22 protein-coding genes are annotated in these 22,164 nt (G+C 67.9%); 18 read left to right on the top strand and 4 right to left on the bottom strand.

The features are described 5' to 3' along the window. Nucleotides 1-141: 141 nt before the first annotated feature. The 5 genes from OZ403_RS35250 (at nt 142) to OZ403_RS35230 (ending at nt 4,635) form a co-directional block, all read left to right on the top strand. Nucleotides 142-1,086: a DUF2169 family type VI secretion system accessory protein gene (locus tag OZ403_RS35250; RefSeq protein WP_268782814.1), complete on the top strand. Its 945-nt coding sequence runs from the start codon at nt 142-144 to the stop codon at nt 1,084-1,086. 11 nt (nt 1,087-1,097) lie between these two features. Beyond that, nucleotides 1,098-2,162: a hypothetical protein gene (locus tag OZ403_RS35245; protein ID WP_268782813.1), complete on the top strand. Its 1,065-nt coding sequence runs from the start codon at nt 1,098-1,100 to the stop codon at nt 2,160-2,162. Continuing rightward, nucleotides 2,159-2,542 carry a DUF4150 domain-containing protein gene (locus tag OZ403_RS35240; RefSeq protein ID WP_140877600.1) on the top strand — a complete coding sequence of 128 codons (384 nt, stop codon included), beginning with the start codon at nt 2,159-2,161 and terminating at the stop codon, nt 2,540-2,542. The genes OZ403_RS35245 and OZ403_RS35240 overlap by 4 nt, the downstream gene beginning before the upstream one ends. A 66-nt stretch (nt 2,543-2,608) precedes the next feature. Further along, nucleotides 2,609-3,769, top strand: a complete 1,161-nt coding sequence (locus tag OZ403_RS35235; protein ID WP_268782812.1) for a hypothetical protein — start codon at nt 2,609-2,611, stop codon at nt 3,767-3,769. Beyond that, nucleotides 3,766-4,635, top strand: a complete 870-nt coding sequence (locus tag OZ403_RS35230; protein ID WP_140877596.1) for a hypothetical protein — start codon at nt 3,766-3,768, stop codon at nt 4,633-4,635. Before OZ403_RS35235 ends, OZ403_RS35230 begins: the two co-directional genes overlap by 4 nt. A 9-nt stretch (nt 4,636-4,644) precedes the next feature. Here the strand turns inward: OZ403_RS35230 and OZ403_RS35225 are convergent, their stop codons facing one another. Next, nucleotides 4,645-5,958 carry a TIGR02270 family protein gene (locus OZ403_RS35225; RefSeq protein ID WP_268782811.1) on the bottom strand — a complete coding sequence of 438 codons (1,314 nt, stop codon included), beginning with the start codon at nt 5,956-5,958 and terminating at the stop codon, nt 4,645-4,647. Further along, nucleotides 5,959-6,483 (bottom strand): DUF6484 domain-containing protein, encoded by a 525-nt coding sequence (locus OZ403_RS35220; protein ID WP_268782810.1) that lies wholly within the window; start codon nt 6,481-6,483, stop codon nt 5,959-5,961. 241 nt (nt 6,484-6,724) lie between these two features. Between OZ403_RS35220 and OZ403_RS35215 the strand changes: the two genes are divergently transcribed. Further along, nucleotides 6,725-7,012, top strand: coding sequence for a DUF3349 domain-containing protein (locus OZ403_RS35215; RefSeq protein WP_140877590.1), 288 nt, complete (start codon nt 6,725-6,727; stop codon nt 7,010-7,012). A 310-nt stretch (nt 7,013-7,322) separates the two neighbouring features. Here OZ403_RS35215 and OZ403_RS35210 read toward each other — a convergent pair whose 3' ends face one another. Further along, nucleotides 7,323-9,344 (bottom strand): lamin tail domain-containing protein, encoded by a 2,022-nt coding sequence (locus OZ403_RS35210; RefSeq protein ID WP_268782809.1) that lies wholly within the window; start codon nt 9,342-9,344, stop codon nt 7,323-7,325. A 218-nt stretch (nt 9,345-9,562) separates the two neighbouring features. Between OZ403_RS35210 and OZ403_RS35205 the strand changes: the two genes are divergently transcribed. The 5 genes from OZ403_RS35205 to OZ403_RS35185 all read left to right on the top strand — a co-directional run bounded on the left by OZ403_RS35205 (nt 9,563) and on the right by OZ403_RS35185 (nt 14,798). Further along, a complete protein-coding gene (locus OZ403_RS35205) occupies nt 9,563-10,072 on the top strand; it encodes a transcriptional regulator (RefSeq protein WP_268782808.1) in 510 nt (169 codons plus the stop codon). A gap of 92 nt (nt 10,073-10,164) precedes the next feature. Beyond that, the gene (gene grpE, locus OZ403_RS35200) at nt 10,165-11,037 is read left to right on the top strand and encodes a nucleotide exchange factor GrpE (protein WP_268782807.1); all 873 of its coding nucleotides are present in this window, start codon (nt 10,165-10,167) and stop codon (nt 11,035-11,037) included. Between the two features lie 5 nt (nt 11,038-11,042). Beyond that, nucleotides 11,043-12,866 carry a molecular chaperone DnaK gene (gene dnaK / locus OZ403_RS35195; RefSeq protein ID WP_140795578.1) on the top strand — a complete coding sequence of 608 codons (1,824 nt, stop codon included), beginning with the start codon at nt 11,043-11,045 and terminating at the stop codon, nt 12,864-12,866. 70 nt (nt 12,867-12,936) lie between these two features. Continuing rightward, the gene (locus tag OZ403_RS35190; protein ID WP_140795577.1) at nt 12,937-13,233 is read left to right on the top strand and encodes a hypothetical protein; all 297 of its coding nucleotides are present in this window, start codon (nt 12,937-12,939) and stop codon (nt 13,231-13,233) included. 119 nt (nt 13,234-13,352) lie between these two features. Beyond that, nucleotides 13,353-14,798, top strand: a complete 1,446-nt coding sequence (locus OZ403_RS35185) for a serine/threonine-protein kinase (protein ID WP_237080003.1) — start codon at nt 13,353-13,355, stop codon at nt 14,796-14,798. 57 nt (nt 14,799-14,855) lie between these two features. Here the strand turns inward: OZ403_RS35185 and OZ403_RS35180 are convergent, their stop codons facing one another. Further along, a complete protein-coding gene (locus OZ403_RS35180) occupies nt 14,856-15,674 on the bottom strand; it encodes a YsnF/AvaK domain-containing protein (RefSeq protein WP_268782806.1) in 819 nt (272 codons plus the stop codon). A 338-nt stretch (nt 15,675-16,012) separates the two neighbouring features. Between OZ403_RS35180 and OZ403_RS35175 the strand changes: the two genes are divergently transcribed. The 7 genes from OZ403_RS35175 to OZ403_RS35145 all read left to right on the top strand — a co-directional run bounded on the left by OZ403_RS35175 (nt 16,013) and on the right by OZ403_RS35145 (nt 22,103). Beyond that, complete coding sequence (locus tag OZ403_RS35175) at nt 16,013-16,399, top strand: hypothetical protein (RefSeq protein WP_237077736.1); 387 nt, start codon at nt 16,013-16,015, stop codon at nt 16,397-16,399. A 38-nt stretch (nt 16,400-16,437) separates the two neighbouring features. Then, nucleotides 16,438-17,157: a YsnF/AvaK domain-containing protein gene (locus OZ403_RS35170; protein ID WP_268782805.1), complete on the top strand. Its 720-nt coding sequence runs from the start codon at nt 16,438-16,440 to the stop codon at nt 17,155-17,157. 123 nt (nt 17,158-17,280) lie between these two features. Beyond that, nucleotides 17,281-18,486, top strand: coding sequence for an ABC transporter substrate-binding protein (locus OZ403_RS35165; protein WP_140795574.1), 1,206 nt, complete (start codon nt 17,281-17,283; stop codon nt 18,484-18,486). After that, nucleotides 18,486-19,406, top strand: a complete 921-nt coding sequence (locus OZ403_RS35160; RefSeq protein WP_140795573.1) for a branched-chain amino acid ABC transporter permease — start codon at nt 18,486-18,488, stop codon at nt 19,404-19,406. The genes OZ403_RS35165 and OZ403_RS35160 overlap by 1 nt, the downstream gene beginning before the upstream one ends. Further along, nucleotides 19,406-20,470: a branched-chain amino acid ABC transporter permease gene (locus OZ403_RS35155; RefSeq protein ID WP_268782804.1), complete on the top strand. Its 1,065-nt coding sequence runs from the start codon at nt 19,406-19,408 to the stop codon at nt 20,468-20,470. The genes OZ403_RS35160 and OZ403_RS35155 overlap by 1 nt, the downstream gene beginning before the upstream one ends. Then, entirely contained in the window at nt 20,467-21,351 is an 885-nt protein-coding gene (locus OZ403_RS35150; RefSeq protein WP_140795571.1) for an ABC transporter ATP-binding protein, read from the top strand. Before OZ403_RS35155 ends, OZ403_RS35150 begins: the two co-directional genes overlap by 4 nt. Continuing rightward, entirely contained in the window at nt 21,348-22,103 is a 756-nt protein-coding gene (locus tag OZ403_RS35145; protein WP_140795570.1) for an ABC transporter ATP-binding protein, read from the top strand. The genes OZ403_RS35150 and OZ403_RS35145 overlap by 4 nt, the downstream gene beginning before the upstream one ends. Nucleotides 22,104-22,164 lie beyond the last annotated feature (61 nt).

Raw genomic sequence — 22,164 nt, 5'->3', positions numbered from 1 at the left:
TAGGGCTGGGCCGCGGTAAGGCAATTCGCTAAGCTTTGGTACCCTGTCGGCACTGCCATGCTCCAGCTTCAGAACGACACGCCATTCATTGCGAACCTCGCGATTCTTCCCGACGAGCGGGGAATTGACACGGCGTACGTCATGGTCAAAGCAGCATTCGACCTCCATGGCGGGGCGCTTCGGGTCGCCGCCAAGCAGCGCCCCCTGGTGGTGGCGGACGAGTACTGGAGCGAGCCCGGACAGTCGAGTCTGAAGTATGCGAGCGAGGTCCACCTCCTGAAGCCGCATACGGACGTTGTCCTCATCGGCGAAGCGCACGCGCCTCGGGGACGTCCGGTGGACTCGTGTCCCATCTCCGTGCGGGTGGGCGTGCTTCACAAGGTGCTCCAGGTCTTCGGAGACCGCCAGTGGGCCCGGGGCGTGGTGGGCCCGCGGATCTCCGCACCGGCCCCCTTCGTGACGCTGCCGCTGGTCTACGAACGGGCCTTTGGGGGGACCCACAGGGTGGAAGGCTCTCCCCCTCAAGTCTTCGCCGAGCCTCGCAACCCCGTGGGCACCGGCTTTAAAGGCAAGCGAAGCCAATGGGAGATGCTTGGCACGAAGCTGCCCAACCTGGAGGACCCCGTCCACCTCATCCAAGGTCCGTCCAGCCAGCCCAGACCCTGGGGCGTGGGGCACGTGCCCCCCTCGTGGGCTCCACGGCTGGCGCTCGCGGGGACCTACGACGATGCCTGGCAGACGACCCGGGCTCCGTACCTGCCCCCGGACTTCAAGCGTGAGTTCTTCCAGACTGCGTCCGAGGGACTGCGCGCCTCGGGACACTTGAAGGGCGGAGAGTTGGTGGAGTTGGTGAACGTCTCGCCCGAGGGAGCGCTGCGCTTCGAACTGCCCATCTGTGAGTTCGCTGTCACGGTGGCCATATCGCACAAGCGCCATGCGTCGCCCATGCAACTGGAGACGGTGCAACTTGAGCCGGGAGACCGGCGGCTCTGCATGCTTTGGCGCGGCGCCGTGCCCTGCGACAAGCAGGCGCTGAAGGTGAGCGTAGCTCACATCCAATTGAAGTCTTTGAAGGGCGCTGCGTAGTCCGGGGACCCATGCGAATACCGACTGCGGAGATTCTCGGGTTGGGCATGGTGACGCCGGTGGGGCTGAGCGCACCGGCGGCGGCCGCCGCCCTCCGGGCCGGAATCGTGCGGGTGCGGGAGACCTCCTTCGTCGACCGGCACTCCGAGCCCATCCTGGCGGGCTTCCTCGATGAGGAGTTCCTGCCCGAGCTGAACCTTCCCCCGGCCACGCTGAAGGTCCCCTCGGCCCGCTACGCGCGCATGCTGCGGCTGGCCTCCTCCTCGCTGCGGGAGGCGGCCCAGGGCACTTCGAAGCCCGCCCTCCTGTTGGCCCTCCCGGAGGACGGCGTCGGCGTGGGCCCGGAGTTCCTTGCGCAGTTGGCGCATCAGTCCGGTGTGGAGCTGGATGTCCGAGCCAGCAAGCTGTTCCCCCAGGGCCGGGCCGGAGGCTTGCTGGCGCTCGCCGAGGCGCTGAAGCGGCTGGGGTCCACCTCCCTGGAGCAGGTCCTGGTGGGAGGCGTGGATACCTACTGTGACCTCCCACTTCTGGATGCCCTGTGGGACGAGAAGCGCCTCCGGGTCCACGGGCTCTCGGATGGCTTCGTGCCCGGCGAGGGCGCCAGCTTCATGTTGTTGGGCCGGCCTGGGCGCGGGGCTCGGCTGGGGCTGACGCCCATGGCCAGCGTCCTGGGGGTGGGCACCGGTGTCGAGAAGGGACACCTCTATGCCGCAGAGCCCTATCTCGGCGAGGGCCTGTCGGGCGCCTTTCGCGAGCTCTTCTTCTCGCTGGCCGGACAGGTGCCCCGGGTCCGGTGTGTCTACGCCGGCCTGAACGGCGAGAGCTTCTGGTCCAAGGAGTGGGGGGTGTCCTACCTTCGGCACTCGCGCTACTTCGAGGAGGGCTTCCGCTTCGAGCACCCCGTCGATTGCATGGGAGACCCGGGCGCCGCGCTCGGACCGATGCTGGTGTCGCTCATGGCCATCGGCCTCCTGCGGGGATATCGGAGGGGACCCGGTCTGGTATGGTGTTCGTCGGACCGCGAGGCACGGGGGGCCGTGTTGGTGGATGCAGTCCGCCGTCAGGAGGCGCGATGAGCGCGAAGGTATTCGCCAACGGCCGTGGCATCGCCAGCGAGGACAGCGGCGGACAGAGCATCGTGTTCCCCGACGTCTGCAAGACGCCCTCGCCTGGAGGGCCCGTCCCGATTCCCTACCCAAACACGGGCATGTCCTCGGACGCCTCGAAGGGCCCCACGTCGGTGACCATCAACGGCAAGATGCCCATGGTCAAGGGCGCCCAGTACAAGCAGACGGCGGGCGACGAGGCAGGTACGGCCGGCGGAGGCGTTGTGAGCGGCTCCACCAAGGGGCCTGCTGAGTTCATGATGTACTCCTTCGACGTGAAGTTCGAAGGCAAGAACGTGTGCCGGCTGGGCGACCCGCTCTTCCACAACAAGAAGAACATCATGGGATGAGCCCCACCCGCCGAGGTGACAGCGGTGGCCTGTAGGCTGTGTTTGGGAAGCGCAAGGTGAGTGGCCATGGAATTCGGCGAGCCCGTCAATGTCCCGGTGGCAGCCTCTGCGGAGCTGAAGGAGTGGAAACTCCGAGCTGAAATCCTGGAGGTGGGCTTCAAGGGCCCTATCAAGGTCAGCCGTGGCAAGGCGCTGATCTCCGCGCCTCACTGGAAGAAGGGCGAGGACGTCAATGACGTCTGGACCGACGCACGGAAGATGGGCCTCCCGCAGGAGGCGGGGTACTCCAAGAAGGCGGCTGCCATGCTCATTGAAGGAGCCGCTGGCTCCGTCAAGGACGTCGAGGTCAAGATCCATGTCCTCGAGGCGGAGAACGTCAGCGGCGAAGGAGACCTGCTCGGCCGTCTAGGCGACCTGGAAATCACCGCGAAGATCCCTTTGGGGGCTGGGGAACACACCGTCACGGCCCAACTGAAGAAGCTGCCCGAGAAGATTTCCTGGTACCGCAGCAGCATCGCATGGGAGGTCTCCTTCGCGGAGCCGGGGGGCTGCATCGTCCTAGGCGGGACCGACGTGGAGGTCTTCTTCATCCCCGCGGTCCCCATCATCCCATTCACGTCCCACGTCTGGGCCGAGGCCCTGCGCTTTCTGTGCAACAGGATTGGCGTGGTGGGGCTGAAGACTCCCAAGGAAGTCTGCGAGAAGATCGCCCGCTACTGCCACACGGGCCACGGGCTCGAGTACGACACGTTGCAGGGCGCGCCTCACTATGGAGACCCGAACGCACGGGAGTTCCAGCTCAATGACTACATGAAGGGCGAGGACCCCGAGTGCTGCTGCTATGACCAGGCGTCCGCCGTGCAGGTTTTTGCCGCGGCCCTCGGCGTGAACTCGCAGTGGCTGTTCCTGAACCCCTTCGGGTTCATCCATACGACGAACCTGGTGGGCGTGGGTGCCTGCAACAACCCGTTCTACAGGAGCAACGGCAGCGACAAGGTCGTCTTGCCACGGGACCCCAAGCGGACGTCCTTCGGGAACCACGCGTTCGTCGGCATGAACAGCAAGATCCTGGACGCGTGCGCAGGGCCGCAAGTCGGGACGGAGACGCTCCAGGAGTACATCGACAGCAGCATCGACCCAGACCCGGCCCTCTATCCCATGATTGGAGAGCGGCCCGGGATGGCCAGCGACATCGCCGTGTTTCCGCCCGTGACGAGTCTCGTGTGATTCGCCCGGCCCTGAGCATCATCATCCTGCTGTGCTGGGCTTTCGGCTCGACTGCCTGGGGAGAACCCATGTTGCTGGTCAATCCGCAGAAGTTGAAGGAGTTCAAGGACCGGATCGGTTACGAACAGGTCGTCTTCAGCCCGGACCCGGACGTGGGCGTGGTGGCTGACTGGGACGGCGTGAAGGAGTTCCTCCCCACTCAGGAGGCGGGCTGGGAAGCGTTCTCGGAGGATGTTTATGGCCTGGCCGGCGGCCTGGTCATGCGCAAGTGGAGCTTCCGCCGGGGCACGGCTACCTTCATCCTCAAGGTCCACGTCTCCAGCAGCGGCGCTCAAGTCGCGCGGGAGCGCTTCCTGTCGGGCGTGTCCACCACCTCCATGGCGAAGATTCCCTATGTCCGGGGACCGGCCTGGCTGGGGCAGCTCTCCGTCCAGATGCCCGGCACGCCGCTGCAGACGGTGTTCTGGGTCTTCCACAACGTGTTCGTGGAGCTGCGGGATACCAGCGGCATCTCGGTGGAGCCCATGGCTCGGTCTCTCCAAGGCTTCATGGAGCGGCACGTCAAGAAGAGCGTGTCTCAGAGTCTGCCGCGCATCGACAAGGTGACGGTGTCGAAGAGCATGCCCCACGTGGATGAGGAGGTGGTGGTCCAGGCCCACCCCAAGCTGTCCCAGCCGTCACAGCAGTTGCGCGTCGAGTTCCAAGCCAAGCCGGAGGAGTTGGGCTTGATGAAGCAATCCGCCACGGCCTTCACGTATCAGGCACTTCGGCCGGGAAGGAGCACCGTGGAGGCCTCTCTGAGCGACCTGAAGTTCCTCCTGATGTCACAGGCCCAGGTCCAGGTGGATATCCAGCCAAAGAAGTAGGCGGCGCGCTCAGCTCTGCAGCATCAGCGCGTCGAAGCGGCGGGAGGAGATAGACGCAGGCGCCGCGAGCGCCCTGTCAAACGAGGCCGCCTGCCGGCGGGTCAGCGCCCGAGCTTCGAGTCGAAGCTGCCCCCGGCTGCGAAGGGCGAGCTCCAGCGCCAGGACTTCCCGCCGGCGCATCGGCTCCTGGCGGAGCGCTTCGAATAGTGACTGGACACTGAAGGGGCGGCCTCGCGTGAGCCGGCTTCCCGGGGCCAGGCGTCCTCGCTCCTGCTTCCACCACGCGGCGACCGCGCCGGGGGCGGGGAGGGGCAGTGCATCCTCCGGACGGGGGACGAGGTCGGCGTCGAGATCCTCCTCCTCCAGGGCAAGGGGCTCCTCGGCGAGTTCTTCAAGGGGCGCTGCGTATGGGCCCTCGAGTTGCAGCCCGGTGATGGCGCAGAACGCCTCCCCGGCGAGCGCGGCTGTCCGCCGGTCATCCCCCATCCACGCGAGACAGGCGTCCGCCGCCGCGACTTGGCCGCTGAAGCCGAGCGCCCACAAGGTGGAGGCTCGCAGGTCCGGGACATCCAGCAGTTCCACAAGCCGGGTGAGGTCCCGCTCGCCGCCCCCGAGCGCGAGGAGCACCCGCGCCTGGGCGCCGGCCGCCGAGGGCTCCGCGGCCCACTTCTGGCATTTCTCCCAGGCACTCCGAAGGCCGGCTACGAGTCCCGAGACGAGCGCTGCGGTCCGCACGCGCACCTCGGGTGAGTCGAGCGCGGCCAGCAGTGCCTTCCTGGCGGGCTCCTCGGGACGTCCATCCAGGCCGAGCAGGGCGGCGCTCTGGAGCCTCGGGTCGTCGTGGGAGAGGAACCTCGCCAGGGCGGAGGGAGGCACGGCCCTTCGGAACACCAGCGCTTCGAGCACCGCCGCCTGGGTATCCACGCGGGAGGCCCCCAGTATCGGGAGGAGCGCCGCGGGGTCGAGCGAGTCGTCGAGTTCCAAGGCCCGCTGGATTCCGGTGAGGGCTGGGCCTTCAGTCGCCTCCAGTCGCTCCAGCACGTGCTTCGCCCCCTCCCTACCGTTGGCGAGCAGGGCGAACGCGGCCGAGGACACTTCTGTCGGGGCTCCCTGCTCAAGCATGGGGATGAGCAACCGCTCGGCGACCTCGGGGCCTCCCAGGGTCAGCCCGTCCAGGTGGGCCAGGAGTCGCTCCTCAATCGCCTCTGCGATCGTCAGGTCAACGGCGGGCGAGGACAGGCTCTGCTCCCACCGGCTCCAAAGAAAAGCCGCCTCGCCGAGGTGCTCTTCGTAGACATCCATCATAAGACGCGGAGGAGGCATTCAGTTCACCTGGACCGAGCCTCCCTTGATGCGGTTGGTCCCGGTCGCATGGCTTTCCACATATGTGCCCTTCAAGATGATCTTGCCATTGCGTCGCAAGGTGATGCTGGCCTTGCCACACTTCAGGACGACTTCGTCCTGGCCTTCGATGGTGACACTCGCGCCATCCACCGAAACGTCCATCGGCTCACCGGCCTCCCGCGAGGACTCCGCGAGGACGGCACTCAGGAGCGGGGTAGGGACGGCAGGCTGGATGAATCCCATGATGACGGGCAGGCCTGGATTGCCGTTCTCGAAGATGAGCACCACGCGCTGACGCGTGCTCACGGCCTCCTGGATGAGGTCGGGCGTCAGGGCAATGGTCGTCTGCGCGGGGAGCGGGCCGGTGGGGCTCCCCTCGAAGTCGACGAGAAGCCGCCCCTCGGCATCCACGCCGGTTGTCCAGCCGATGCGGTTCCCCAGAATGAGCTCCGGACCGGGCCCGGCGGACCTCTGGCTGCCCCTTCCGCCTTGTGGAGCGTTCATCCATTCATCCAAGCAGTCACGTCCAGAAGCAGTCAAGGCGCGGTCGCGCCAGGAATAGACGCTCCGACTGTACTGGCGGATTCCGGGGGAGGAACCTGTCAACGCGAGTAAGGCCGTGAGTTTACTGCGCAACCTTCTGTACGGAGGAGCGCCGCGCGGAGTCGTTTATCCAGACGGCGGTTGGCAGGCCCAACCTCATTCACGCCACAATGAGTCTTTCACTGCAAGGACCCCGTACGCCGTGGACATTCCATCCCATCTCGAGAGTACCGCGAGCCTCATCCTCAGCGCATTTCCGGAGGGGATACCTGAGGCCGACTACCTGCCGCTTCTGGCAGTGCTGTATCCGCATATGGCCGATGAGAACCTTGTGGAAGTCGTGAGTCTACTCACGGGGCACGATCGTGGCGTCGTCCTGAATGATGTCTATGCGGCAGGTGCCGACGTTGGCCTGGATCCTGATGCAGTGGCCGCCGTTCGTGCCCGGCTTGTTTCTGCTGGGCTGGGTAAATGGGGCCTTGAAGACTGAGCAGTTCCCAGTTGGCAGGCCGGAACACTGGCACCTTGGGCTCACCGTCTTCCTATCTGGAACTTACGCTGCCTCACCAATCCAGGGGTTGGCTTTGGCGAGTGGCGGAGTGTGCCTGGACACGTGCATGGTTTGGGCTTGCCCGACCCTTGGCTTGCGCGCAGCCGGTTCGTCGCTTTCACCCTCGCGAGGTCGGTGCACCCCCTTTGCACAGGGGGATGGTTTAACCCGGGGGGAGCCTGCTCAGAGTGGTAGCGGCGCGCGTTGTGGGGCGTTGAGGATTGTCAGGAGCAGTCTGGAGAATGTCCCGTCAAAACGCCGTGCCGTTCACCCGCCGCCCCGGCGAAGCCTCAACACCGGCTGACAGCTGCGTATGCGGCACCCAAGTTCCCGTGGAACTCCCGTCCGGGCTCCGGTTGTAGGAGATGCCCACCGTCGTGTCCTGATAACCCGCGCTGTCCTGCACGGTGTTGTCCTGCCGCACCAGGAACACGGTGTCGCCGCTGCTGCCCGTGTTGACGCCCCGGTTGAAGTACAGCCCGCCTCCCGAGGCCGCCGTGGCGTTCGTCACGCCTGCGGGCACCGCCGTCGGGCCCGAGTACACGACGTACGACTTGCCCGGCTGAATCATCGTCCCCGCCGGGAATACGTGCCGCGTGTCGTCTTCGCCCGCGTAGGAGCTGGCGTCGTGAATCTTCCAGCCGCCCAGGTCCACTGCCGTGGTTCCCGTGTTCACCAGCTCGACGAACTGCTGGTCATAATCCGGCGTCGTGGTGCCCGGTTTGTTATGCGACTGCGGCAGGTACTCGTTGATGAACACCTTGTACTGCGTCCCGCCCGTCCCCGTTCCACCGCCTCCCGCATTGCCGAAGTTGAAGCGGCTGATGATGGGGTAGTGGTCGGACGTGTTGTCCCGGTAGCCCGTGATGCTCGGCCGCAGCACCTGGGTCGAATTGGGGACGTAGCTGGCCCACAGCTCGTTGGTGACGAGCTGATGGTCAATGAACGTGCTGCGGCTCACCGTGCTGCCAATGCCTGCCTCGGACAGTGCCTGGGTGGTGAACCTGTAGTCGGCCGAGTCGTTCACGAAGTTGCGGTACGGCGATTCATATTTCAGCCCGGTGCTGGGATTGGTCGTCATGGACACATCCACGTCGTCATTCCAGTCACCCACCACCATGGCCCGTTGCGTGGGCAGGCGGAGGTCCATGTAGTCCTTGAGCCACCCGGAGGCCGACAGGCGCCGCGCGTAGTCGTCGGGACCGGCGAGCGCCTTCATGTGGATGACCAACGCCGTCACGTCCACGCTGGCGCCACCGCGCTGGATGCGCAGGTCCACGCGCAGCGGAGGGCGCCCGCCGAAGTCGTAGTCGTGGTTCAACAGCACGACCTCCGCCCGCAGCACCTGCACCACGTCCGACTTGAACAGCACGCCCACCTTCTGCTCGTTGGCCGAGTAGTAGCTCGTCCCCGCCGACACCCGCGAGCCGTCATCCGCCAGGAATCCGTCGTAGCCCGGCAGGCGCGCCTTCAGCTCGTTGAACTGCGCCGTGCTGACAATCTCCGCCAGTCCCCAGAAGTCCACGCCCGCGTCGGCGATGACGGCCTGGGCATTGGCCAACTGCAACGGCTCGTCGTTGGGCCCATAGACCGGGTCCCCGAACCACTCGATGTTCCAGTTCCCCACCGACAGCGGGAAGCTCCCATCCGGCGCGCCCCCATCCGGCGTCTGCCCGGGACCCACCACTTCCAGCCCCAGCTGGACCTCGGCTTCGGCGCCGTGGGCGTCATGGACCCGCAGGGTGATGGGATAGGTCCCCTGTCCCTGGGCCTGCCCCGTCAGCAATCCCTCGGGGCTCAACGCGATGCCCGTGGGCAGCGAGCCCCCCACCAACTCCCACTGAAGGGGAGGTCGCCCACCGGTGGCGACCAGGACGTGCTCGTAGCTGCCCCCCTCCGTGGCGGCGGGGAGCCCGTCGCTGGTGACCTCCGGGCGTGGATAGATTTTCAGCGCATACGTCCGCACGTTCTCCAGGCCGTCCGCGTCCCGCACCGTCACGGTGATGGAGAAGTCACCTGCCTCGCTGCCCGGGCCCAGCAGCCGCCCCTCTCCCGTAAAAAAGGAGAAGCCCGGCGGCGGCGGTGACACCGTGTATCGCAGGGGCGGCTCGCCCCCGGACGCGGTGAACATGGCTTCGTAGGCAAGGCCCACCGTCGTCGGAGACAGCTCGACCGCGGGCAGACGGGGCGCTCCCGAGGTTCCACGTCCCTCGGAGCAGGAGCACAGCAGGGTGAGGACGGCGAGCATCCCCGCCATTCGGAAAAACGGCATGTCGGCGGGCTCCAGCGCGGGCCTCGAGGAGTGGGGCCTGCGACGCGCCCACTCTAGCCTCGACGGACGCTCGCATGCACGAGGCGCGTGGCGCGAAAGGCAATGGCCGCCGACATCGTTCGTGTTTCAAGCAAGCGCTGGAAGGTTTTGCGCTCCGGGCAGCCGTGGAGTGGAATGGTTTTTCGGGGGGGATGACTGCCCCATGGAGGAGACAGCACATGGCCAACAAGTGGGACAAGCAGCTGATGGACTTCCTCAAGCGCACCGGTGACGAGCTCAAGCGCACCACCGATGACCTGCGCGGCGAGGCTGAGCGCCTCCTCAAGGAAGTGAAGGACCCTCAGAACCAGGCCAAGGTGAAGGAAGGCCTGGAGCAGCTGCGCACCTGGGCCGCCAGCACCAGCAAGGTGGCGGCGGAGAAGATTGAAGTCGCTGTGCGTCAGGTCGAGGGCGCCGTCGAGCGCGCCTTCACGAACGAGGAGGGCGGCGAGCAGGCCCCCCACTCGCGCCCCGCCAAGGCGCCAGCCGAGCCCGCAGCCGAGGCCAAGGCTCCCAAGGCCAGCGCCTCCCGCCCCGCCGCGAAGAAGGCCGGGGGAAAGTCCATTGGCCGCAAGAAGCCTGCAGCCAAGGGAGCCGCCACCAAGACGGCGAAGAAGGCTGTTTCGGGTTCCAAGAAGACGATTGGCCGGCCCAAGAAGCCCGCCGCCAAGACCACCGCCGGAGCGTGAAGTTCCGCTGGGCGTGAAGCCCGCTTGCCCGGGGGCAGGCCGGTTTCCTTTGTCCTTCTCGCCATTTGGAAGGTCCCGCGGCGCGTGAGATAGTGCGCGCCGTGGCCGGCTCGAACGACAAGAGCAGAATCCAGACAGAAATCGGGCAGGACGTCATCGACGCGGCGGTTCGCAGCGTCGAGCGTCATATGGACGAAGAGGACGAGGTGACCGTCATCGAGGTGGAGGCTTCAGGCCCGTCCATCCCGGTGGAGGCCGAAGCGTCCGCGTCCCCCGCCGACACCAGTTCTCCGCCGTCTGACGCCGAGGCGCCCCCGTCCGAGGACGTGGCGGCGCTCCGCCAGGAGGTGGAGTCCCTCAAGGCCCAGCTCGAGTTCAGCCAGGCCAAGGGGCGCGAGACGATGGAGCGCCTGCGCGAGGCCCACGAGCGTGCGAAGGAGGCGCAGGAGCGCACCGTGCGTCACGCCGCGGACCTGGAGAACTACCGCAAGCGCGCGCAGAAGGAGAAGGAGGAGGTCCAGCGCTTCGGCTCGGAGAAGCTGCTCAAGGACCTGCTCCCCGTGATGGACAACCTGGACCGCGCGCTCGACGCCGCGACCAAGTCGCCGGACCTGGACAGCTTCGAGAAGGGCGTGGCCATGACGCGCAAGTCCTTCGAGGACGCGCTGGGCCGCCACGGCGTGAAGGGCTTCAGCGCCAAGGGTCAGCTGTTCGACCCGCGCATCCACGAGGCCATCCAGCAGGTGGAGACGACGGACGTCCCCGCCGGCCACGTCGCCTACGAAGTCGTGCGCGGCTTCTACCTCAATGAACGGCTGGTGCGTCCGGCCATGGTCGTCGTCGCGCGTGCGCCGGCTGAACCGGTCGCCGCCGCCGAGCCGCCGGCCGTCGCCGAACCCGCCACCGACATCGAGGCGCCCGCCGCGCCCGCGCAGTCCGAGAACTCTTCCGGGGGGAGTCAGTAACCAACATGGGCAAGGTGATAGGAATCGACCTTGGGACGACCAACTCGTGCGTCGCCGTCATGGAGGGCGGCGAGCCGGTGGTCATCCCCAACAGCGAAGGCAGCCGGACCACGCCTTCCATGGTGGGCTTCACTGACTCCGGCGAGCGCCTGGTAGGGCAGATTGCCAAGCGGCAGGCCATCACCAACCCGGAGAACACCGTCTTCGCGGCGAAGCGGCTCATCGGCCGCAAGTTCGACTCGCCCGAAGGCAAGAAGGCCATTGGCGTGTCGCCCTTCAAGGTGGCTTCCAGCCCCAACGGCGACGCGTGGGTGGAGATTCGCGGCAAGGGCTACAGCCCGCCGGAGGTCTCCGCCATCGTCCTGATGAAGATGAAGCAGACGGCAGAGGACTACCTCGGTGAGCAGGTCTCCGAGGCGGTCATCACCGTCCCCGCCTACTTCAACGACAGCCAGCGTCAGGCCACCAAGGACGCCGGCCGCATCGCCGGGCTCAATGTCCTGCGCATCATCAACGAGCCCACCGCCGCGGCCCTGGCCTACGGCCTGGACAAGGTGCAGGACGGTGGCACCGAGCGCATCGCCGTCTACGACCTGGGCGGCGGCACCTTCGATATCTCCATCCTGGAGCTGAACGCCGGCGTGTTCGAAGTGAAGAGCACCAACGGCGACACGTTCCTGGGCGGCGAGGACTTCGACCAGCGCCTCATCGACTACCTGGCCAAGCGCTTCGCGGAATCCAACAACGGGCTGGACCTGCGCAAGGACCGCATGGCGCTGCAGCGCCTGAAGGAAGCCGCCGAGCGCGCCAAGCACGAGCTGTCCAGCGCACCGGAGACGGAGGTGAACCTGCCGTTCATCACCGCCGATGCCTCCGGTCCCAAGCACCTGACCGAGACGGTGGACCGCGCCACCTTCGAGGCGCTGGTGACGGACCTCATCGACCGCACCATCGACCCGTGCCGGATTGCCCTGAAGGACGCGGGCATTCCCGCGCAGCAAATCAATCAGGTGCTGCTGGTGGGCGGCATGACGCGCATGCCGCGCGTGCAGGCGAAGGTGAAGGAGTTCTTCGGCAGGGAGCCGCACAAGGGCATCAACCCGGACGAGGTCGTCGCCGTGGGCGCGGCCATCCAGGGCGGCGTGCTCAAGGGCGAGGTGAAGGACGTCCTCCTGCTGGACGTGACGCCGCTGTCGCTCGGTGTCGAGACGGCGGGCGGGGTGTTCACGAAGATCATCGACAAGAACACCACCATCCCCTGCAAGAAGAGCCAGGTGTTCTCCACCGCCGTGGACAACCAGCCGCTGGTGAGCGTGCACGTGCTCCAGGGCGAGCGTGAGATGGCGGCGGACAACAAGACGCTGGCGCGCTTCGAACTGGTGGGCATCCCCCCGGCGCCGCGCGGCGTGCCGCAAATCGAGGTGTCGTTCGACATCGACGCCAACGGCATCGTCCACGTCAGCGCCAAGGACCTGGGCACCGGCAAGGTCCAGCAGGTGCGCGTGGTGAGCAACTCCGGCCTGTCCGAGGCGGAAATCCAGGCGATGATTTCCGACGCCCAGTCGCACGCCTCCGACGACAAGAAGAAGAAGGAGCTGGCGGAGCTGCGCAACAACGCCGACGGCCTCATCTACACGACGGAGAAGAGCCTGGAGGAGTACGCCAGCCTCCTGTCGGAGAAGGACCGCGAGGAAATCAAGGCGGACCTGGCGCGCCTCAAGGAGGTGCTCAACACCTCCGACGTGGCGGTGCTCAAGGAATCCTTCCAGCGCCTGGAAGGCAGCGCCTACCGCATCGCGGACGCCATCTACACGGGCCAGGCGAGCTGAAGGCTCGCAATCGCCTCCGCGCTCCAGCGTAGACTGCCTGCCGCGCAGTCAGTCCCCCTGGAGCGCATCAATGGACGTCACCGAAGGCATCGTCATGTTCCTCATCACCGCCATGGTGGTGGGGGTGCCCCTCTTCGGGCTCACGCTTCGCTTCTCCCTCAAGCCCTTGGTGGAGGCCTTCATCCGTTTGAAGGAATCCCAGCACGGCGGCGTGGAGGTGCGGCTGCTCCGTGAGCGCGTGGCGCACCTGGAGCGTGTTCTGGAGGTGCACGGGCTGATGGATGACCACCTGCCCCGGTCGCTCCGCTCCGGCGCGCCCGAGCACCTTCCGGCCGTGGCGCCGCTGAAGGACCGGGAGCGCGTGTAGTCGTCCCGGCGGCTTCGGGTTTCCTGAAAAGGACGTCCCGGGTGTTGAATGGGCCCGTGGATTTTCCCTCTTTAGAGGAAGAGGTCGTTTTTCTCCGGGGTCTGGTCTCCGTGCATCGGATGGCCGACGTCATCCTGGAGGACTGCCTGGAGCGGGGCTTGGACCTGGACTCCGGGCTCGACGTGTTTCTCACGCAGTGTGCCCGGCTGGTGCATGCGCGCGCGGGCTTCGTGTCCCTGCGAGGGACGCGAGGCCCGGTGCTGACGCGGGTGCTGGGCGAGCCCGGGGTGGACGTCCTGGAGGCGGCGCACTGGCGAGGTGTCCGCAAGCTGGATGGGGGCCGGACGCTCTTCTGCACGCGGCTGGCCCTGGGCAGCCTGGAGCTGGGGGGCCTGGGGTTGGTGGTGGAGGGCGCCTTCGACGGCGGCGGCGGGCTGGTGATGAAGCTGGTGGAAGCCATTGGCGAACAGCTCGACACCGCCGTGCTGGGCTTCCTCGCGCTGACAGACGGCAAGGGCGCGCTGGAGCGGCTGGACGCGCTCACCGCGGAGCCGCCTCCGGCCTCACGGGGCCACATTGGCCGCTATGAGGTGGTCACACCGCTGGGCACCGGGGGCATGGCGCAGGTGCTGGTGGCGCGGACCCGAGGCCCGGAGGGCCTGGGCCGGCTGGTGGCCCTCAAGCGCATCCTCCCGCACCTGTCCTCGGACCCTTCCATCGTCCAGCAGTTCCTGGACGAGGCCCGCATCGGCCTGCGGCTCTCCCACCCCAACCTGGTGCACTTCTACGACTTCGGCGAGGCGGAGGGCGCGTACTACATCGCCATGGAGCTGGTGCGCGGCGTGGACCTGGCGCGGCTCCTCCGCTCGGCCAAGGGCCCGCTGGAGACGGCGCATGCGGTGGCCGTGGTGTGCCAGGGCCTGGCGGGGCTGCATGCGGCGCACGTGCTGCAAGGCGAGGACGGCGCGCCGCTCGAGCTGGTGCACCGGGATTTGTCCCCGCACAACCTCATGGTGGGGTTCGACGGGCGGGTGAAGGTGCTGGACTTCGGCGTGGCCAAGGCCCGCGCCCAGCGCACGGTGACGCTGCCGGGCATCGTGAAGGGCAAGCCGCTGTACATGTCCCCCGAGCAGGCGCGCGGCATGAAGCTGGATGCGCGAAGCGACCTGTTCGCCATGGGGCTCGTTCTCTACCAGGCGCTCATCGGCGCGCGGGCCTTCGAGAAGCCCGACGAGCTGGCCACCATGCACGCCATCTGCGACGAGGCCCTTCCGCCGCGGCCTTCGCGCATCCCCCGGGCGCTCTGGGACGTGCTGGAGACTGCACTGGCCAAGCGCCCCGAGGCGCGCTTCGGCAGCGCGCGGGAGATGGCGGACCGGCTGGCGGATGCCTGCCGTCCGGCGAACGACTCGGAGCTGGTGCGGCTCATGGCGAAGCACTTCCCCGACCGGCATCGCGAGTTCATGCAGTTGGACCGCCCGCCCTCCAGGCCTGCCTCCGCGGGAGGGCTGTCCCGGGACGAAACGCCCATCATGCGACCGCGGCTCCGGAAGTCCTCACCCTGACGAAGCGGGGAGGGAGACCCGGCCCCTCCCGGGAGGAGAGAGGGGCCGGGGGCGCGCTCAGTACCCACGCTTGAGCGGGTCGTCGGAGGGCGCGTTCAGCGTACGAGCCCGCTCGTCGCTGCCCTCGGTGCGGACGTCCACCTCTTCCCGGCGTACGTGCTCGGAGATGTGGCGCTCCTCATCCACCTCGTCCTTGTGGATGACGACCTCCTCGTCGACGACGGTGCGCTTCTGGACTTCGACTTCCTCGGCGCGCAGCGGGACGACGACGGTCTCCTCCTGGAACGAGGCATTCATCGCCGGGCGTCCCGGGCTCACGTCCCGGCGCTCCACGCGGACGCGCTCGCGGCGCACCGGCACGTCCATCTCCCGGTCCTCCTCCACCACGTCCTTGTGGACACGGACCTCACCGGCCTGGACGTCCCGCTTGAGTACGTCCACCTCCTCCCTGTGCAGGGGGATGGTGATGTCCTCCTCTCGGCCGTGGATGCCCCGCGCGCCCACCGCGGTGTCCGTGGCTCTCAGGCCCGCGGTGTCCGTGGTGGCGTCCATGCCCGTGTTGGCGCGGGCCGCGGTCCGGTCGGCGCCCAGTCCCACCGCGCCCGGACCCACGCCCGCGCCGCCACCCGTGCCGGCGATGGTGCCCGTGCGGTCCTCCTCCGTCAGCCGGCTCAGCATCTCCTTGCCGTGGCTGAGGATGATTTCCGAGCCGTCGATGCGACTGATTTCCGAGTACCGGACCAGGTAGTCCTTCGGGAAGAAGAGGCCCTTCTCGATGTGGAATTCGCCGTCGCCGACGGCGAAGACCTTGCCGAGCTTTTCGCCGTCGATGCTGCGGACGACCATCCCTTCGTTGACGTCGCTGCGTTGGTACATGGCTGGCTCCTCGTGACCGGGGCGGGTGGACCTGCTGGCCACACCTTGGACCCCGGCGCTGGTGGAGGCCCCGCGTGCGAGCGCGAGGCCCTGGGGTTTCCACCCCGGTCATCATGGAAGGTGTGAGCGCTCGGTCCCGGTGACAGGGGCCGAGGACACAGTGCCAGTTGGCTTGGCACCGTGCCTGCCCGCCCGAACGCCCGCCTGTCCTTTCGCCTGCCCTGGCGACACCGCGCCGGCGGCCGTGGTCCGGGGCTTCTCAGGGTGCGGCGGCCCACCCCATCTTCAAGCGAGGTGCGTCCGGGCCGCGTGCCGTGAGCACCCAACGGGAGACCGTCATGAGGAGCAGGCAGGGAACCTGGGAGCCGTGGCGCTGGAGTGATTCGTGGGTGGGCGGCGCGGCCGCGGGCGTGGGGGCGCACCTGGTGGTGCGTGGCATCCACCGGCTGCTCCGCCCGGACCTGCGAGGCCCCGTGGTGGGCGTGGCCTGCGCCTCCGGGATGTTGGGCGCCCTGGTGGCGGGCCGGCTCGCGCGCCATCGGCTCCGGCCGCCTCCGGTCCTGGCCCTGGTGCCCGCCCCGCCGCCCGCTGTCTGCAAGCCCGCGGCGCTGGAGACGGCCCCGGACCCGGAGCGCCCCAGCACGCCCCTGGAGCGGGTGCTCCGGCGCGGGCCGAATGGCCGGGAGCATCCCTGGAACGAGCCCGGGTTGCCCACGCAGGCGTGAGCCGCGAACCACACACACCACACGAGAGGAGTCCTCCGATGCGCACGGACGTACGGGAAGGGATGCGGGTCTTCACGGCGGATGGGACCCGGTTGGGCACCGTGGTGGGCTGTGGCGGGGAGACCTTCGCCATCGAAGGAGGGCTGCTGCGGCTGAAGTCCTTCACCGCGCGCTACGGCGACGTGGTGGACGTGCGCGGAGAAGACGTGCACCTGGGGCTGACGCGGGACGAGGTGTCATTGGCGCAGGAAGGCCCGGCGCAGGCGCGGTCAGGTCACCCCGAATCCGTGCTCTCCGCCGAGTTCGCGACGCCCGGCGAGCTCGTGGTGCCCCTGGCCTGCGAGGAGGCCCATCCTCACGTGGTGGTGCGGGAGGCGGGACAGGTGCGCATCCACAAGGTGGTGCGGACCGAGGTGCGGCACTTCTCCGTGCCCGTGCGCCGCGAGGAGTTGGTGGTGGAGCGGGTGTCCGAACAGGCCGTGGACGCCGAGGGCCCGCCGGCGCCAGAGGCCGTGGCGTCCGCCCGGCCGGTGCTGGAGGGGCTGGTACCCTTCGAGGCGGGCACCTTCATCATCCCCCTGCGCGAGGAGCGGGTGGAGGTCACCAGGTCCGTGCATGTCTGGCAGGAGGTTGCGGTTTCCCGGTACACCGACGAGGTGCTCCGGCAGGTTCACGCCACCGTTCGGAAAGAGACGGCGGAGGTGGAGGAGCGGGGTGAGGTGCTCCACGACGGCCCGTTGGACGGGCTGCACTCCTGACTGACGCGCCGCACAGGGGGTGTGTGACGGGGGCTCGGGACGGCTGCACGCTTGACCCATGGAGAGGTGTCCCCTAGAAAACCAGGGCTTTGCCGTGTCAGTTTCCGAGAAGGGAAGCCCCGCATGCGACGACTTGCCCCGATGCTCCTCGCCGCGCTCGCCGTCATGGTGGCCGCTTGCGAGAAGAAGACGCAGCCTGCTCCTTCGGGTGAAGGAGGTACTCAGGCCGCGCAGGGGCAGGGGGCGGCGCCCGGGGGCGCTCCGGCGGACGCGAACACCATCCTGCTGGGCCAGGTGGGCTCGCTCACCGGTGGCCAGGCCACCTTCGGCATCTCCACGCGCAACGGCATCGAGCTGGCCCTCAAGGAGGCCAACGCCGCGGGCGGGGTGAAGGGCAAGAAGCTGTCCATCCGCGTCTACGACAACCAGAGCAAGCCCGAGGAGGCCGCCCAGGCCGCCACGCGCCTGATTACGCAGGACAAGGTCGCGCTCATCCTCGGTGACGTGGCGTCGTCCAACTCGCTGGCCATGGCGGAGAAGGCGCAGGCGGCAGGCGTGCCGATGATTACGCCGTCCTCCACCAACCCCACCGTCACCGAGAAGGGTGACTACATCTTCCGCGTCTGCTTCATCGACCCGTTCCAGGGCTTCGTGATGGCGAAGTTCGCGCGGGAGAACCTGAAGCTGAACACGGTGGCGGTGCTCCAGGACAACAAGAGCGCATACTCCATTGGCCTGGCGGACGTCTTCAGGCGCAAGTTCACGGAGATGGGCGGCAAGGTAACGGCCGTGGAGAGCTACAGCCAGGGCGACACGGATTACCGCGCCCAGCTCACCGCCATCCGCAAGTCGCAGCCGGAAGGCATCTACGTGCCGGGCTACTACAGCGAGGTGGGCATCATCGCCCGCCAGGCGCGCGAGGTGGGCCTGAAGGTTCCGCTGATGGGCGGCGACGGCTGGGACTCCGAGAAGCTCTTCGAGCTGGGCGGCAGCGCCATCGAGGGCAGCTACTTCTCCAACCACTACTCGCCGGACAATCCGGATCCGCGCGTGCAGAAGTTCATCGCGGACTACAAGGCCGCGTACGGCGCGGTGCCGGACGCCCTGGCCGCGCTGGGCTACGATTCCGCCCGCGTGGCGGTGGGCGCCCTGGAGCGCGCCAAGGACCTGAGCGGCCCCTCCGTGCGTGACGCCATTGCCCAGACGAAGGACTTCCCGGGCGTGGCGGGCACGGTGACACTGGATGCCCAGCGCAACGCCGTGAAGTCCGCCGTCGTCCTCAAGGTCGAGGATGGCAAGACGCAGTACGTCACGACCATCAATCCCTAATGGCGCAGCTCCTCCAGCACCTCATCAACGGCCTGGCCGCCGGCACCATCTACGCGCTCGTCGCGCTTGGCTACACGATGGTGTACGGCGTCCTGAAGCTCATCAACTTCGCCCACGGCGACGTCATGATGGTCGGCGTCTACATGGGCTACGCCACCGCGTTCGCGCTCGGGCGCGACATGCGCAGCTCCCTGCTGGGCGTGGCCGTCGTGTTCGCGGTGGCCATGCTGGGTTGCGCGCTGCTCGGGTTCTTCATCGAGCGCTTCGCGTACCGCCCCCTGCGGGAGAAGCCGCGCCTCACCGCGCTCATCACCGCCATCGGCATCTCCTTCGCGCTGTCCTACGGCTTCCAGTTGGACATCGGCTTCCTGCCGGGCGCGGCGCCGCGGGCCTTCCCGGAGGTCATCGAGCCGGTGGAGTGGCTCGTCATTGGCGACCGGGACGTGGTGGTGTGGAACTGGCAGGTCATCAGCTTCGGCATCGCCGTGGCGCTGATGGTGGGCCTGCAGTACCTGGTGTTCCGCACGCGCTTCGGCCAGGCCATGCGCGCGGTGTCCTGGGACCACCGCGTGGCGGCGCTGATGGGCATCCCCACCGACCGCGTCATCGCGCTGACGTTCATGCTGAGCAGCGCGCTGGCGGCGGGCGCCGGCCTGCTCTACGCCATCAAGGACACGTCGGTGAGCCCGCTGATGGGCCTGTACGTGGGCCTCAAGGCCTTCGTGGCGGCGGTGATTGGTGGCATCGGCCACGTGCAGGGCGCCGTGGTGGGCGGCCTGGTGTTGGGCCTGGTGGAGGAGTTCGTGGTGGGCTACGCGGCCAGCACCTGGCGTGACGCGGTGGCCTTCGGCTTCCTCATCCTGGTGCTGCTGGTGAAGCCGGGCGGCCTCTTCGGCCGCGTCGCCGCGGAGAAGGTCTGATGGAGACTCCCGCGATTCCCGTCCCCCAGGCCCGCTCCTCCGTCCCCGCGTCGCTGCGCGGCCTGCTGCCCGTGCTGCTGGCGCTGCCGGTGCTGGCGCTGTTCCAGTGGCTGATGAGCGATGCGCCCTTCGCCTCCTACCTGCTGTCGGTGGTGGGGGTGAACATCATCCTCGCGGTCAGCCTCAACATCGTGAACGGGATGACGGGGCAGTTCTCCATCGGCCATGCGGGCTTCATGGCGGTGGGGGCCTACATCTCCGGCGTCCTGTCGCTGAACCTCAAGGACGTGGCGCTCTCCTTCCTGCCGGTGGCGGTCAGCGACCAGGTGTTCTTCGTCGTGTCGCTGCTGGTGGGCGGCCTGGCGGCGGCGCTGTGCGGCTTCCTGGTGGGCCTGCCCTCGCTGCGGCTGCGCGGGGACTACCTGGCCATCGTCACGCTGGGCTTCGGCGAAATCATCCGCGTGGTGGTGCAGAACACGGACGCGTTCGGCCGGGCGCTGGGCCTTTCCGGAATCCCCCAGACGTCCTCGCCGGCCATGGTGTACTTCTTCGTGTTCCTCACGGTGCTGGTGGCCCGGCGCATCACCGGCTCCAGCCACGGCCGCAGCCTGTGGGCCATCCGCGAGGACGAGGTGGCCGCCGAGGCCATGGGCGTGGACACCACGGGCTACAAGGTCCGCGCCTTCGTCATCTCGTCGTTCTTCGCCGGCATCGCCGGCGCGCTGTTCGCGCACTTCGTGCCCATCATCAACCCCGGCTCCTTCACCTTCGTGAAGTCGATGGAAATCGTCGTCATGGTGGTGCTGGGCGGCCTGGGCTCCACGACGGGCGCCATCATCGCGGCCACGTTCCTCACGCTGCTGCCCGAAGGCATGCGCTCGCTGTTCACCCTGCTGGGGGCCGAAGGCAGCCTGGCGCAGAAGGTGGACCAGATTCGCATGCCCGTGTACGGCCTGCTGCTGGTGGTGCTGATGCTGGCGCGGCCCCAGGGCCTGTTCGGGACGAAGGAAATCTGGGATGTGCTGCCGCGGTGGATTCCGCGCAAGCGCAGGGGGCTGGCGTGAGCGCGGCCGTGCAGGAGACGAAGGCGGAGGCCGGAGCGCCGTTGCTCCAGGCGGATGGGGTGAGCATCCAGTTCGGCGGCCTCAAGGCGCTGACGGACTTCAACCTCTCCGTGCGGCAGGGTGACCTGCAGGGGCTCATCGGCCCCAACGGCGCCGGTAAATCCACGGCGTTCAACGTGCTGACCGGCGTGTACCAGCCCACCCAGGGCGAGGTCCGCGTGGGCGGGCAGCGGGTGAACGGGTGGCTGCCGCATCAAATCAACCACCTGGGGCTGGCGCGCACCTTCCAGAACATCCGCCTGTTCCGCGCGCTCACCGCGTTGGACAATGTGAAGGTGGCGTGCCGGGCGCAGGGCTCGCTGCACCCCGAAGGCGTGGGGCTGGGCGCGAAGGTGAAGGGCGCCTTCATCAACTACCGCGACTGGTGGCGCGCGCTGCTGCTGACGCCTCGCTTCCAGCAGGAGGAGCGGGAGTTGACGCAGCAGGCGGAGCACCTGCTGGAGGTCATGGGCCTGTCGCACCGCCGCGACGAGGAGGCTCGCAACCTGCCTTACGGCGAGCAGCGCCGGCTGGAAATCGCGCGCGCGCTGGGCACGCAGCCCAAGGTGCTGCTGCTGGACGAGCCCGCGGCGGGCATGAACACCCGTGAGAAGGCGGACCTGATGGTGCTCATCCGCAAGCTTCGGGACGACTTCAAGCTGGGGGTGCTCGTCATCGAGCACGACATGAAGCTGGTCATGGGCATCTGCGAATCCATCACGGTGCTGGACCACGGCGAGACGATTGCCCGGGGCGCGCCGGCGCAGGTGCGCAGCGACCGGAAGGTCATCGAGGCGTACCTGGGTGACAGCTATCTGGAGAGCCATGGAGGGGCGGCGTGAGCGACGCGCAGGTGAAGACGCTGGGGGAGCGCCAGGCCTTCCCGCCGCTGCTGTCGGTGGACGGCATCAAGGTGCACTACGGCGCCATCCAGGCGCTCAAGGGTGTGTCACTGACGGTGGGCAAGGGCGAGGTGGTGGCCCTCATCGGCGCCAACGGTGCGGGCAAGACGAGCACCCTGCGCGCGGTGAGCGGCATGCTCAAGCCCAGCGCCGGACGCATCCAGTTCAACGGGCACGACACCACGAACATGAAGGCGCACCAGCTGGTGCCGCGCGGCATGGCGCACGCGCCGGAAGGCCGGGGCGTGTTCCCCAACATGTCCGTCCAGGAGAACCTGGAGCTGGGCGCGTACCTGCGCACGGACACCTCCGGCATCCAGCAGGACCTGGAGAAGAGCTTCACGCTCTTCCCGGTGCTCAAGGAGCGCCGCAAGCAGATGGCGGGGACGCTGTCGGGCGGCGAGCAGCAGATGCTGGCCATTGCGCGCGCGCTGTTGAGCAAGCCGCAGCTTCTGCTGTTGGATGAGCCTTCGCTGGGGCTGGCGCCGCAGGTGACGGAGGCCATCTTCCGCACCCTGCGCGAGGTGAATGCCACGGGCGTGAGCGTGCTGTTGGTGGAGCAGAACGCCCATCTGGCGCTCAACGCCGCGCACTACGGCTATGTGTTGGAGACGGGCGAGGTCGTGATGGCGGGGCCGGGCAAGGCGCTCCTGGAGAGCGCGGAGGTCCGGCGTGCGTATCTCGGCGAGTAGTGGCGGGTGCTACGTCCTCTCGCCGACGCTCCGGTAGAGTCCGGCGCGCAATGAAAATGGC

Origin of the sequence: Myxococcus sp. NMCA1, assembly GCF_026810205.1 — a bacterium.
Classification (GTDB): domain Bacteria; phylum Myxococcota; class Myxococcia; order Myxococcales; family Myxococcaceae; genus Myxococcus; species Myxococcus xanthus_A.
Note: the sequence above shows the minus strand (reverse complement) of the source record. Positions and strands in the feature narration are given on the sequence as shown.